This window comes from Sphingobium terrigena (assembly GCF_003591655.1).
Classification (GTDB): Bacteria; Pseudomonadota; Alphaproteobacteria; order Sphingomonadales; family Sphingomonadaceae; genus Sphingobium; species Sphingobium terrigena.
On record NZ_QVRA01000001.1, the window covers coordinates 48,622 to 60,734 of the forward strand.

General features: G+C 60.7%; 14 protein-coding genes and 1 tRNA gene. 3 read left to right on the top strand and 12 right to left on the bottom strand.

Annotation, left to right across the window (positions count from 1 at the left end; translation table 11 throughout):
- Positions 1 to 15: 15 nt before the first annotated feature.
- Positions 16 to 423, top strand: coding sequence for a DUF1801 domain-containing protein (locus D0Z70_RS00220; RefSeq protein WP_119743422.1), 408 nt, complete (start codon positions 16 to 18; stop codon positions 421 to 423).
- Positions 420 to 1,997: an amidase gene (locus tag D0Z70_RS00225; RefSeq protein WP_119743423.1), complete on the top strand. Its 1,578-nt coding sequence runs from the start codon at positions 420 to 422 to the stop codon at positions 1,995 to 1,997. The genes D0Z70_RS00220 and D0Z70_RS00225 overlap by 4 nt, the downstream gene beginning before the upstream one ends.
- Here the strand turns inward: D0Z70_RS00225 and D0Z70_RS00230 are convergent.
- From D0Z70_RS00230 to yajC, 4 genes are read right to left on the bottom strand one after another with little or no spacing between them, the layout of a single operon-like run.
- Entirely contained in the window at positions 1,994 to 2,335 is a 342-nt protein-coding gene (locus D0Z70_RS00230) for an Mth938-like domain-containing protein (protein WP_119743424.1), read from the bottom strand. The genes D0Z70_RS00225 and D0Z70_RS00230 overlap by 4 nt on opposite strands.
- A gap of 56 nt (positions 2,336 to 2,391) precedes the next feature.
- The gene (secF, locus tag D0Z70_RS00235) at positions 2,392 to 3,375 is read right to left on the bottom strand and encodes a protein translocase subunit SecF (protein WP_119743425.1); all 984 of its coding nucleotides are present in this window, start codon (positions 3,373 to 3,375) and stop codon (positions 2,392 to 2,394) included.
- Positions 3,376 to 3,396: 21 nt separating this feature from the next.
- The gene (secD, locus tag D0Z70_RS00240; RefSeq protein WP_119743426.1) at positions 3,397 to 4,995 is read right to left on the bottom strand and encodes a protein translocase subunit SecD; all 1,599 of its coding nucleotides are present in this window, start codon (positions 4,993 to 4,995) and stop codon (positions 3,397 to 3,399) included.
- Between the two features lie 7 nt (positions 4,996 to 5,002).
- A complete protein-coding gene (gene yajC, locus D0Z70_RS00245) occupies positions 5,003 to 5,338 on the bottom strand; it encodes a preprotein translocase subunit YajC (protein WP_119743427.1) in 336 nt (111 codons plus the stop codon).
- Positions 5,339 to 5,539: 201 nt separating this feature from the next.
- Here yajC and D0Z70_RS00250 point away from each other — a divergent pair.
- Positions 5,540 to 5,616 (top strand) — tRNA-Pro (locus D0Z70_RS00250).
- Positions 5,617 to 5,888: 272 nt separating this feature from the next.
- Here the strand turns inward: D0Z70_RS00250 and D0Z70_RS24750 are convergent.
- From D0Z70_RS24750 to D0Z70_RS00295, 8 genes are all read right to left on the bottom strand, one after another.
- Positions 5,889 to 6,065: a hypothetical protein gene (locus D0Z70_RS24750; protein ID WP_182913786.1), complete on the bottom strand. Its 177-nt coding sequence runs from the start codon at positions 6,063 to 6,065 to the stop codon at positions 5,889 to 5,891.
- A 532-nt stretch (positions 6,066 to 6,597) separates the two neighbouring features.
- Positions 6,598 to 6,864, bottom strand: a complete 267-nt coding sequence (locus D0Z70_RS00260) for a hypothetical protein (RefSeq protein WP_147418720.1) — start codon at positions 6,862 to 6,864, stop codon at positions 6,598 to 6,600.
- 31 nt (positions 6,865 to 6,895) lie between these two features.
- Positions 6,896 to 7,315: a hypothetical protein gene (locus D0Z70_RS00265; protein WP_119743430.1), complete on the bottom strand. Its 420-nt coding sequence runs from the start codon at positions 7,313 to 7,315 to the stop codon at positions 6,896 to 6,898.
- An 81-nt stretch (positions 7,316 to 7,396) separates the two neighbouring features.
- Positions 7,397 to 7,891, bottom strand: a complete 495-nt coding sequence (locus tag D0Z70_RS00270) for a DUF5681 domain-containing protein (RefSeq protein WP_220475604.1) — start codon at positions 7,889 to 7,891, stop codon at positions 7,397 to 7,399.
- Positions 7,892 to 7,921: 30 nt separating this feature from the next.
- Positions 7,922 to 8,674: a hypothetical protein gene (locus D0Z70_RS00275; RefSeq protein WP_119743432.1), complete on the bottom strand. Its 753-nt coding sequence runs from the start codon at positions 8,672 to 8,674 to the stop codon at positions 7,922 to 7,924.
- Positions 8,675 to 8,937: 263 nt separating this feature from the next.
- Positions 8,938 to 9,360: a hypothetical protein gene (locus D0Z70_RS00280; RefSeq protein WP_147418721.1), complete on the bottom strand. Its 423-nt coding sequence runs from the start codon at positions 9,358 to 9,360 to the stop codon at positions 8,938 to 8,940.
- A 677-nt stretch (positions 9,361 to 10,037) separates the two neighbouring features.
- Positions 10,038 to 11,387 carry an AAA family ATPase gene (locus tag D0Z70_RS00290; protein WP_119743435.1) on the bottom strand — a complete coding sequence of 450 codons (1,350 nt, stop codon included), beginning with the start codon at positions 11,385 to 11,387 and terminating at the stop codon, positions 10,038 to 10,040.
- Between the two features lie 204 nt (positions 11,388 to 11,591).
- On the bottom strand, positions 11,592 to 11,828 hold the full coding sequence (locus D0Z70_RS00295) for a helix-turn-helix transcriptional regulator (RefSeq protein ID WP_119743436.1): 237 nt from the start codon (positions 11,826 to 11,828) through the stop codon (positions 11,592 to 11,594).
- Positions 11,829 to 12,113 lie beyond the last annotated feature (285 nt).

Genomic DNA, 12,113 nt, shown 5'->3' on the forward strand with positions numbered 1-12,113 from the left:
TGGGGATGACAAGCCATGGGGAATAAGACGATTGAGACGGATAGCGATGTAGCGGCGTTCCTGGCTGCGGTCGAGCCGCCCGAACGGCGCGAGGACGGGGAAAGGCTCGTTGCGCTGATGCAGACGGTGTCAGGGCAGCCGCCAAGGCTGTGGGGCTCCTCGATCATCGGCTTTGGCAGCTATCATTATCGTTATGATAGCGGGCGCGAGGGGGACGCCTCCCGCATCGCCTTTTCCCCGCGCAAGGCGGAGCTGGTGCTGTATCTGTCGGGCCTAGCGGATGAGGATTGCGTGCCGCTGGGCAAGCACAAGCGCGGCAAGGGCTGCCTCTATATCAAGCGGCTGTCGGGTATCGACATGGCGGTGCTGGAGGCGCTGATCGTTCAAAGCTGGAACCATATGGAAAGCGCCTATCCCGCATGATCCGTTCCCTTTGCCTCCTTGCCGCCTTGCTCTGGACCTTGCCGGTCGCCGCGCAGGCGGTCGAGGAGGCGACGATTATGTCATTGTCCGCCGATCTCGCCGCCGGGCGAACCAGCAGCGAAGCAACAGTGCGCGCGCTGCTCAAGCGCGTTGCGGCGATGGATCGCAACGGGCCGCGCCTCAACAGCATCATCGCCCACAACCCCGATGCGATCGCACAGGCAAGGACGCTGGACACGGAGCGGCGCGCCGGGCGCATCCGTGGCCCGCTGCATGGCGTGCCGATCCTGCTCAAGGATAATATCGAGGCGGCCGGGATGCCGACCACGGCGGGATCGCTGGCGTTGGCGCGTAACGCGCCGGGACGCGATTCGCCGGTCGCCGCTGCCTTGAAGGCGAAGGGCGCGATCATCCTGGGCAAGACCAACCTGTCCGAATGGGCCAATTTCCGCTCCGAACGCTCGATGAGCGGCTGGAGCGCGATAGGCGGCCTCACTCGCAATCCCTATGCACTGGATCGCACCACCTGCGGATCGTCCAGCGGATCGGGCGCTGCGGTTGCCGCAGGTTTCGCGCCCGGCGCGATCGGCAGCGAAACCAACGGGTCGATCATTTGCCCGGCATCGATGATGGGGCTGGTCGGGCTGAAACCGACCATCGGCCTGATTCCGCGCAGCCATATCGTCCCGATCAGTCACAGCCAGGACACAGCCGGGCCAATGACCCGCACCGTGCGCGATGCCACCATCCTGCTGTCCGCGCTGATCGCCAGCGATCCGGCTGATCCGACGACAGTGGACGCCATGGCCCACGCGCGCGATTATGCCGCTGCGCTCGACCCGACCGCTATCGCTAAAATGCGGATCGGCGTGCTGCGCGGCGGAGCGCAGCCGGAATTGCTGGCCCGTTATGATGCCGCAATCGCCGTGCTGAAGGGGCTGGGCGCGACATTGGTGGATGTAAAGAAGCCCCCGATGGATGGCATGTCAGCGGCCAGCTACGATGTGCTGCAATATGAGTTTAAGGCGGACCTTAACGCCTATCTCGCCTCCACCCGACCGGATCAGGTGGAAAGCCGGACGCTGGCCGACCTGATCGCCTTCAACGCGGCGCACCCGGCGCAGGAAATGCCGCTGTTCGGGCAGGAAATTTTCACCCTGTCGCAAGCCAAGAAGGGTCTGGACGATCCGGCCTACACAGCCGCGCGCGAAAAATCGTTGCGGCTGGCGGGCGCGCAAGGGATCGACGCCATGCTGGCCGCCGACCGGCTCGATCTGCTGATGACGATCAGTTACGGCCCGGCCTGGCCGTCCGACACGGTGTGGGGCGATCAATATGAGGGGCCGAGCGGTTCGACCGGCCCGGCGGCGATTGCCGGCTATCCGCACCTGACCGTGCCGATGGGGCTGGTGCGCGGGCTGCCGGTGGGTTTGAGCTTCATCGGCGCACCCTATCAGGAGCAGCGTTTGCTGGACGCAGGCTATGCCTATGAGCAGGCGGCGGGCCTGAAGCTGAAGCCCGATTTCCGACCGAGCGTCGATACCGGCCCGGAACTGGAAGGGGTTATCCGCTAAAGCGGCAGCAGCGCCGCAACGATCCACCGTTCTTCCGCGCGCAGCACGCCCCAGGCGCGGGCAGCCGCGCGGCTGTCCATTGCCTCTACCCCGATCCCCAGCGCCTCGACCGCGCGAACGAAGGCGCGAGGTGGTTGGCGCAGTCCGGCGCCGGTGCCGAGCAGCAGGAACTCCGGCCGCGGGTCGCCATCGAACAGATCGCCCAGCGCGCCGAGCGTCAGCGCATCGATCGTGGGCGCGTCGTCCCACGCCATCGCGCGGACCGGGCTGAGCAGCAGCCCGGTGGGAAACACATCGTCGCGCACCCGGAAACCGCGCCCCTGGAAACCGGTGACGATCGGACCCTGACCGCTATCGTCGCGGCGCAGTTCGATGCCGATGCGCTTGTCGCCGCTCAGGGCTGCGCTCCGTCGCGCGGGCCGACCCGTTCCGCCTGCGCGGCGATATTCGCCTTGCCCGCCTTCTTTTCCGACGACATCGGGGTCAGCCCCAGCGAAATCAGCAGCGAGGAGGAGACATAGACCGACGAGTAGGTGCCCACGATAATACCCAGCATCATCGCAGCCGTGAAGCCACGCAGCACATGGCCGCCAAACAGCAGCAATGCGCCCAGCGCCAGCATGATCGTCACCGATGTCATCACGGTGCGCGGCAGGGTTTCGTTGACCGACAGGTCGATCAGCGCCTTCATGTCCATCTTGCGATATTTACGCATATTTTCGCGGATACGGTCGTCGATCACCATCTTGTCGTTGATCGAATAGCCAACGATCGTCAGCACGGCCGCAACGATGTTGAGGTCGAACTCCAGCTGCGTCACCGCAAAAAAGCCCAGCGTCATCAGCACGTCATGGACGATGGCGACGAAGGTGGAGACGCCGAACTGCCATTCGTAGCGGAACCAGCTGAACACCGCGATGCCCAGGATCGCCAGCACGACGGCGAGCACGCCATTCTGGATCAGCTCGCCCGACACCTTGCCCGACACCGTATCATAGCGGGAGAAGGTGACGCCGGGAAATTGCGCGGTCATCGCGTTGCGGGTCTTTTCCACCACGGCATTGGCCGCGCCAGCACCGCCCTGTTCGGGCAAGGGCAAGCGGATCTGCACCGTCTTGGGATCGCCAAACTGCTGGAGCGAGCTTTCGCCCACGCCCAGCGTGCCGATGGTCGCGCGGACCTTGTCCGTCTCCACATTCTGCGGAAATTTCGCTTCGATCATCAGGCCGCCGACAAAATCGACGCCCATGTTGAGGCCTTTATAAGCCGTCGCGCCAACCGCCAGCACCGTCAGCAAAGCGGTGAGCGCAAACGCCCATTTCCGCATCGCGACGAAGCCAATATTGGTATTGTCGGGGACGAGTTTCAGAAGTTTCATGGGTGTGTCCTCCCGCCCCTCTTAAATGGTGATGTCCGTCGGCCGGGTGCGGCGCACCCAGTTGGCGACGACCATGCGGGTGAAGGTGACGGCGGTGAACACGCTGGTCGCGATGCCGATCAGCAGCACAATGGCAAAGCCCTTGACCGGGCCGGAGCCGAGCGCGAGCATGATGCCGCCTGCAATGGCGTGGGTCACGTTCGCCTCGAAAATCGTGCGGCTCGCTTCCTTGTAACCATGTTCGATCGACTGGACGACATTGCGCCCGCGCCGTCGCTCCTCGCGGATGCGCTCGTAGATCAGCACGTTGGCGTCCACCGCTGTGCCGATGGTCAGCACGAAGCCCGCGATGCCGGGCAGAGTCAGGGTCGCGCCCAACATGCCCATCACGCCCAAAATCACCGCCACGTTGATGGCGACCGCCAGATTGGCATACATGCCAAAGCGGCCGTAGCTCACGAACATGAAGATCGCGACCGCGACCACCGCGATGATCGACGCGATCAGCCCCGCGCGGATCGAATCGGCGCCCAGCCCCGGACCGACCGTACGTTCCTCCACCACGGTCAGCGCGACCGGCAGCTTGCCCGATCGCAGTGCGATCGCCAGCTGGTTGGCGCTTTCAACGGTGAAATTGCCGCTGATCTGCGCGCTGCCGCCCAGGATCGGTTCGTTGATATTGGGGGCGGACAGCACCTTGCCGTCCAAAATGATGGCGAAGGGGCGATTGACGTTCTGCGAGGTCACCTGTCCGAATTTGCGCCCGCCAGACCCGTTGAAGCGGATGTTGACGATCGCCTGGTTGCTCTGGTCATAACCCTGCGTCGCGTCGGTCAGATCCTCGCCCGACACCATCACCTGCCGCTTGACCGCGATCAGCGGCACGCCCGATGGATTGTCGGGATAGGGCAGCACTTCGCTGCCCACCGGCGCACGACCCTGCGCCACTTCGGCGGGGTTGGCGGTGAAATCGACCAGCTTGAATTCCAGCTTCGCGGTCTGGCCCAGCAAATCCTTCAGCGCCTTGGGGTCTTGCAGCCCCGGCACCTGCACAACGATGCGATTGTCGCCCTGCTGCTGGATCGTGGGTTCGCGCGTGCCCATTTCGTCGATGCGCTTGCGGATCACCTCGGTCGCGACTTCCATCGCGCTCTTGACCGCATTGCTGATGCCGGCATCGGTCGGTGTGATGACGATGGTGGAACTGTTGACCACCTCGACATTGAAATCGCGCTGGCCGGTCAACCCCGCGCCCTGCGTCAGTGGCCGGATGCGCTCGACCGCGGCATCCACCTGGGACGGCTCGCGCACCATGAAACTCAGCTTCCCGTCGCGGCTGGAGATGTCGCCGATCGCGATGCGGGGATCAGCCCGGCGCAATTCGGTGCGAACCTGCTCCTCCATATTGGTCAGCCGCTGCTTGGCGACATCCTGCGTGCTGGCTTCCAGCAGCAAATGGCTGCCACCCGACAGGTCAAGGCCCAGATTCACGCGGGTCTGCATGAATCCCGGCAACCGGTTGACGACCGAATCCGGCAGGAAGCTGGGAACGGCGCACAGCACGCCGATCGCCAGTGGCAGGATGATCGCAAAGATCGTCCAGCGCGAAAAATTCAGCATCGTGGGATCAGTCGTTCGCGGGCTTGGCGGTGGTCGGGTCGAGCACGTCGGTCAGGGTCGACTTGACCGCCTTCACCTTCATGCCCGGCGCAATTTCGACTTCGGCGTAAATCTCGTCAACGCGCATGACCTTGCCCAGCAGGCCGCCGCCGGTGATGACCTGATCGCCCTTTTTGACGGCGTCGATCTTGGCCTTGTGCGCCTTCATCCGCTTTTGCTGCGGACGGATCAGCAGGAAATAGAATACCACGAAGATCAGGACCAGCGGCGCCATCTGCACCAATATGCCGCTGCCGGATGCTGGCCCGCCCGCAGTCTGGGCAAAGGCTGTCGATATGAACATGGGTGGGACTTTCCTGAAGCAGGTCGCGCCTTGGTTTCTGTCGACCGCAAGACGCACGCAGCGCCCACGGATCAAGCCGCGGCGGCTACCACAGATGCGGGCGGTGAGGCAATATGATTAGGGAAATGCTTGGCCCTTGCAAAAGCCCGCATCGAATCCCTTGCAACTTACGTCATGTGCTTCTAAGAGCCGCCCTCCGGTCGGGACGTAGCGCAGCCTGGTAGCGCATCACACTGGGGGTGTGGGGGTCGGAGGTTCGAATCCTCTCGTCCCGACCAAAAATGCTAGCTTTTACAAGCGCTTAGCGGGCAGCGAAAGCTGCCCGTTTCTGTATGTGCGCGCGGTGTAAGGGCAGTGTAAGAACGGCCTCTAGCGCTTATTGAAAAAGGCGGCCCTTTCGAGCCGCCCTTTCCTTAATTGCTGCATTGGTCTGATCGTCGATACCGACTGCTATGAACAGGTTCCAGCGTCTGGCTGTTCTGTTCTGGCTACCGCCTGCTGGCCTTTGTTAGGAACAAGCCGGGTCTTGTCGCGCCTCCGCTAAATGAGATTACTTATGCTTGGTCGGATCGACCAGCACGTAACCCATACCCGGCTTCGGCGTCGGCGGCAGGGGCTCGCCCCGCGTGACCGTGCGCTCTGCGCCAGTGTCGCCACCGCGCGGGCCGACAATGCCATACTGACCCGAACGGGGCGCAGTTTGACCAGGCTTCATAGTCTTGCTCATGTTTTTCTCCTTTCTACCGTCATAAAACACAATATGTTGTGCCTCCTTACCTCGGTAGGCACATCATGAACGAAAAAACGATTCGCGCAATATGGTAAATGACAGAAGAACGAATTAAATACGTTTGGCTGACACAACGTGAACGCTCAAAACAACGCCCCGCTCGCGAGAGCAGGGCGCTGCACAGCGTCAGGACCGTAGGAAGAAAGCCAGTCCCCGCTGCTGCGGATGTTCGATTATCGAGGGACCGTCCGCTGATCCTCGGCGCGGGTAATGAAGAAAACCCCGCACAACCCTAGCTGCCGCTCACGCTCACCGTCAGCTTCCATATAGCCCCTCCCAGCCGCGCAGCGCTGCAACGATGACAATCATATCGTGCTGGTCCAGCGCCCCGCTCTCGATGCCGGGAAGAATTTGGTTCTCAACCCAAGCGTCAAACGACCCATACCAAAGAACGATAGGCGACGGTCGCGGCTTCCGGCCCTCCTCAATCCGCTTAACCCTGCGGCTGAGAGCGCGGAGGCTCATGTGGTTAGCTAAGCCCGAACCGCTCGCGCAGGTTGTCCGGTCGCGCGCGCTGGGTGATGACCACAACGGGCGGCGCTTCCACAGGCGCGGGTTGCGGCTCCGTTGCTGGCATCGCCATCGGCGCAGGCGTCACCGACCGCCCGTCGAGCAGCGCCTTGGCGATACATGCCGTGCGGAGGTTGTGGTCATCCACACCGGCGGCGATTTGATCCCGCTCATCCATAAGGTCAAAGTGGCGCTCCACCATGCGGCGTGACTCGTCGGTGGACATGCCAAACTTCACGATGGGCGGGCACGGTTCATCAGCTTTCATAAGTCACCTTGAGTTGGCGCAGCACCTCGAACATGTCGGCGCGGATTCCGGGGTCGTCGCTATCGCGCATCACTTCGCAGCATGTGGTGACCACGACCTGCCGCATCTGCCCGCGCTCCTGATCGGTCATGCTGGCAACGGCATCGCAAATGGGCTTGAAGCGTCCCGTGTTGCGAATGTCGCTGTAGCAGAGCGGCACGACATGGATGGGATACGCCATCTTGTCGGCCATGCTGACCGCCCATGCGACGGCAGCGTCGTAGTCGCTGATGGGCTGGTATGGCAGGTGGCGCACTGTCAGCCTGCCGGGTTCGTCACCGGGCACCGTCAAGGACACGCGCACGAACACGTCATCCGCTTCCGGTTCCTCTGTGATGACCCTGTTACGCTGTGTGGTTATCGTCGTCATGAGCCGGTGCCCCTAGGAGTGGATTTTCGGTGATGCCGGTCGATCTCGGCTTTCTTGCAAGCGACGCGCATTTTGCTGAAACTACCTTCGGGCATCGCTCGCCGCCTCCAATGCTTCGATCCGAGCGGCCAGCTCTTCACTCGCTCGAACATTTGCGAGGATGCCGATGCTGTCACATATTAGTCTCCCCACATCGGGCGCGACAACACCAGCGGCGATAGCGTCAAGAACCTGTGCAACCTGATCGCCAATTGGGGCAGTGGCATCAAAGTCGAAGTTAACCTTCTCAGCCTGTGCCTTAATTGATGGAAGGCACTTGGCTAGGACTATACTCGCAGCATTCGTATCTCCTTCAAGCGCCTTTCCAATGAGGACGGACACTATCGCCCTCATTTCATCGAGCATCTGTTGGGTAGCGAGAAGCCGCTTGTCGGGACGACCTGGAGGTCTGCCGTTCGGATTCCCAGAAACGCCGGGCTGCCAAGCGGGATTGCCGGGGCCGCGCGGTGCCGATGACACTGGCGCAGGCGCAGGCTTCCAATCAGTGCCCCAAGGGGGCTGAACTACAGCGGTCATCGAACTGTCTCGATTTGATTAGAACAAGGGTCAGATTGCGAACGGCTTGTTGGATTTGTCCCGTTTTGCACGCAATTGCGCCGGGGTGATCTCGCCTGAATACTGACCATGAAGGTCGAAGGTGTTGCCCTTGATTTTGATGGTGCCGACGGCCTTGCTCACCTCCTTGCGCAGCACGCCCAGCTTACGGTCAATAAGATCGCGGGCGGCGGTCACAGCGCGCAGGCGCTTAGTCAGGCCGGGGTTGAACCTCTCGTGATACTCACGAAGCAGAATTTGCTTCATCTCTTCATCGATGCCGCTCAACATGGCGGGCGCGCCAAGCACGGCGGACGCCACAACAGAATCTCCGTCGCGGATCGCTTGGGATATGGCGACCATGCGCTCGCCCGTCTTAAGCCCCTTAAAATGCGCGCGAACCTCACTGCTGACCTGCTGCGATGCCTGAGACACAACCTCTCTGCTCATCTCCTTCTCCCACGCCTCCACCTTGCTATTGAGGCTGGTCGATGCCGCGTCCCACGCGGGGTAGACCTTCGCGATCATGCGCTTGTCGGCAAAATCAGCGACCTTCAGCAAAGCCCCTGCTTCCGTGAGCGTCGGATCTTCCGCGACCGCTGTCTTGGCGTCGTGAATAGCGCGAAGCACGTTGTACGCCTCGGTGAATGCCTTCTTAGCAGGTTCAACGTAAGAACTTGTCTCATCGTCGTAGTCAACGATGGTTGCAATCGCAGCTTCCGGGTCAAGATCGAGACTGACACGGGTGTCAATTTCATTGGCCATATCGAACTACACTTTCGGATTAAAGATACACTACCCTTACAAGGTAGCTATCCACGCTGTAGGTCCGCAATATGATACCAATAAAAACAATTAGTTCAGTTCATTTTCATTTAGCGACCCTCAAACAGCATGTTTGCGCGCCGACAATTTGGGCGAGATAAACACATGCGGGCGGGGCGCTGTGGGGCACGGCAAGGGGTTGCCCGTGCATGGGTGGCGAGCCGCGTGCTTTCGCGCCCCAGCGCGGCGCTGCGCGGCCTGTCCTATGCGTCTCGCTTAAGGCGCAGGGGGTAGTAGTTTCCGCCAGCCTTGCGCTTTCGCCCGAAGAGCGATCCCATCATTTTTCCCCAAGCCGTTTCGGTCGCCAATTCCTCTTTCGCGAGCCGCTTATCGGGCCGGTTTGCGCCGTAGGTCTTGGCGTGGCGGAGATAGCTTTCATACAGCGGCGTGGCGCGGGTCCATTCGCGCGGCTCGCTCGCGGTATCGGTGCAACGGCGCACCCAATCGTCAAAGGCATCTGAGCGCAGCACTGCGCTGTATTCCTCCACCCTCTTGCGGGCGGCTTTCAGTTTCTTGAGATTGGTCGTCGTTGGCTTAGGGGGAGCAGGCGGTTCGGGAGGCTGGTCGCCCCACGGCGTTGGCGCATCCCATATGGCAGTTATGACCACGCGGGCTTCATCGTCCAAGCCTTCTAACGGATCAACCCGCCTCTCTTGCATCGCTAGTGAGCCGGGTTTGGGCTTAGGGCGTGGCGGTAGGGGAAACTCAATATCGCTCATGGAGCGATGTATGGTGTGTATGGTTTAATGAGACGTTTCACCCCACCAAAACTATACACACCATACATCAACAAGACGGGCTGATTGCTCGACGGAAACAGATGTGCGAGATGGAGGCATGGAAGCAAGTAGACGAGAACGGATAGTCCTCTTGGGCTTGGTGCCGATATTGGCGGCAGGGCTGGGGGCGGTGGCAACCGTGCTGGCGCAGAAGTATTTGGGAGACAGCGGCCAGCCAACTGATGCCGTAATAGCAGTGCTTAAGATGCCTGGGCTAACTGCGGCTGACCGCATTAAACTGATCGACGCCGTTACGCGAGATAGCGAACGCTTTTATAGCTTCCTACACCTTATGCTTGGCGCTCTTGGCGCACCGCTCGGCTTCTTGCTCGTGAGGTTTGCCCCTCGCTGACGACATGCGTGGCGCGAGGAAGCTGTTACATGAGCCGCGACAGGCAAACTCATGTAACAACGGTAACATCGGTAACAGCGAGGCTTAAAAAGCATCTAATTATCAAACAACTGTTACCGTTGTTACCGTTGTTACCTCGCTGTGGTCATAGAGGGCGAATGTAACAACTCTCCTAAGCCTGCTTCACGTAATGCACCTTGTTCTGCGGGCCGTTCTCAATGACGACGCGGTATTGGAACTGCATCAGCTTTAGTCGTTCGTCCACCTTGCCCCACTCGCGCCGACTAATTTCCCGGCCAAAGAGATTGTGGACTTGCTCGCGTGTGACGGGCTGACCAGTCCGGTAAACAGCTTCGACCAGCACATCCATCGCCTTGCCAACGAGGCTCTCCTTCTTGCCCCCGCCACCCTCGCCTTCGCGCTCCTCAGGGGGCTTTCGGGTGGCGTCCTCGAACACCTCCATCGACTCGTCTTCACCCCAAACCGTCAAGCCGATGTTTACGCGGACCAGCACGGAGTTTGCGCCCTCCTCTCGCTTGTGAAGAGTATGAACCGGCTCAGTGCTATACAGCGTCGTGAACCGTGTGGTCAGGTTAGACTTCGCCACCCGCATCACGTTCGAGTGCTCCTCGCGAATGTCGCGGGCATGGACGAATGACAAGCGTGGTGAGTTCGTCCATGCACTGGAGCCAGCCACCGTGTCGGCGAAGTATTCATGCTTCGCCTTATTCGAGTGACCGATGATGGCGATCGTGACGTCATACCGCTCTGAAACGCCTTGCAGGTATGCCAGCAGCTTCTTCACCGAAGCATCGTCGTTCGGGCTTTCACCCTTCCGCCAGCCCGTCAGGCCAACCGCCGTATCTAGCACGACCAGCTTGAGCGGGCGCGGCGGAATATACATGGAGTCGGCACCGCGCTTCGCTTTCTGGATTGCTGGCTCCAGATGCTCATAAACATCAATGCTCGACCCGATGGTGCGACCCTGCGCGTCCGCCTTTTCCGGTGCAGCGGTGACGACGAACAGCGTGCCTTCGACACCGCCAATCTTCATATGGCGGACCCTGATCCAGTCGTTCGGTTCTTCAACGCTGATCCACAACGTGGACGCCACGTCACTTATGTCCGCGCCCATTGTGGCCAAGAACGATGACTTGGCGACGCTACCACGCCCAAAGAACCCGACAACGCACCTGCTCGGCAGGAACGGGTCCACGAGGTATTGCAACGCCACGGTGGCGGTATCGCTGTTCATGGCGACCTCCATTGTGATTGAGTCCATCGGTGCCATCGGCGGGGGGATAGGCACTCCACTTTTCAGTTCTGCCTGTTTGGCTTTCGCCTCTTCGATGCGCGCCGTCTTCTCCAACAGCATTTCAAGATGCTTGGCTTCGGCAGCTTTCTCTTCCGCGTTCTTGAAGCTGAAGTCGGGCATTGGCTTGGCAGCATGAATACCAGCATCCCAGTCAGTCTTACCATCAGGCGTCAGTGGCACAGTCCATGGTGGCGTTTGCTCAGACATGATGAGCCTCCCGCCGGGTCGGGCTAGTAGTCAATCTGTCGGGGATACCGATCGCATCCGACAAATTTTTACGCGGCGGTGAATTTTGCCCGAAAACATTCGGGTATTGCGGACCCATAGCAGGGTCGCATAAAATGCTGCTGTTCACGTTGATACCTTTCGGCGGCAGGGGTGGCTCCCTGCCGCTATTCGCGACGGGATGGCTCACGCCGATCTATTGGCGACGGTGTAGCTGCTGGTGCTGGCGTGCAGATGCGCATGGAGCCACGCCATTACGCGCGAACGCTGATAGCGGATGGGCGATGAGGGGTGCTCGCCTAGCTTGATGAACGCCGGGCCTTTGCCCTTGCATCGCCAGATTTCGAGGGTGTTCGGTTTCAAACCGAGAATGGCGGCGGTCTGCTCGTTGCTGAGCAGGTCGTCCAATTCCACTGTGGCCATGTTGGGCCTCCTGAGAGACCTGCCAGTGTGGTCATCATCTGGCAGGCAAGCTGCCGCAGGTGACCCAGAGCGGAAATGGGGTGAACAGTCAGGCGATTAGCGCCGAACCCGATAGCGATGCCCCGCACATTGCAGGGACAGCGGTGTTTTACGTTGCTTGCTTTAGGTCATGCAAGCGACATTTGCGCTGCTGCTTGTCCCGTTCCGGGTCGACGGTCGACAAAATCGGCACCCAGAATTTCGGTTCAAAAAATACGTGAGGGGGATAAGCACCGCATTCGAGGG

What these genes read in the sequence shown, in the direction of transcription:
- D0Z70_RS00220 (WP_119743422.1), top strand. Translation starts at nt 16, where the DNA reads ATGGGGAATAAGACGATTGAGACGGATAGCGATGTAGCGGCGTTCCTG.
- D0Z70_RS00225 (WP_119743423.1), top strand. Translation starts at nt 420, where the DNA reads ATGATCCGTTCCCTTTGCCTCCTTGCCGCCTTGCTCTGGACCTTGCCG.
- secF (WP_119743425.1), bottom strand. Translation starts at nt 3,375, where the DNA reads ATGAAACTTCTGAAACTCGTCCCCGACAATACCAATATTGGCTTCGTC.
- secD (WP_119743426.1), bottom strand. Translation starts at nt 4,995, where the DNA reads ATGCTGAATTTTTCGCGCTGGACGATCTTTGCGATCATCCTGCCACTG.
- yajC (WP_119743427.1), bottom strand. Translation starts at nt 5,338, where the DNA reads ATGTTCATATCGACAGCCTTTGCCCAGACTGCGGGCGGGCCAGCATCC.
- D0Z70_RS24750 (WP_182913786.1), bottom strand. Translation starts at nt 6,065, where the DNA reads ATGAGCAAGACTATGAAGCCTGGTCAAACTGCGCCCCGTTCGGGTCAG.
- D0Z70_RS00260 (WP_147418720.1), bottom strand. Translation starts at nt 6,864, where the DNA reads ATGTCCACCGACGAGTCACGCCGCATGGTGGAGCGCCACTTTGACCTT.
- D0Z70_RS00265 (WP_119743430.1), bottom strand. Translation starts at nt 7,315, where the DNA reads ATGACGACGATAACCACACAGCGTAACAGGGTCATCACAGAGGAACCG.
- D0Z70_RS00270 (WP_220475604.1), bottom strand. Translation starts at nt 7,891, where the DNA reads ATGACCGCTGTAGTTCAGCCCCCTTGGGGCACTGATTGGAAGCCTGCG.
- D0Z70_RS00275 (WP_119743432.1), bottom strand. Translation starts at nt 8,674, where the DNA reads ATGGCCAATGAAATTGACACCCGTGTCAGTCTCGATCTTGACCCGGAA.
- D0Z70_RS00290 (WP_119743435.1), bottom strand. Translation starts at nt 11,387, where the DNA reads ATGTCTGAGCAAACGCCACCATGGACTGTGCCACTGACGCCTGATGGT.
- D0Z70_RS00295 (WP_119743436.1), bottom strand. Translation starts at nt 11,828, where the DNA reads ATGGCCACAGTGGAATTGGACGACCTGCTCAGCAACGAGCAGACCGCC.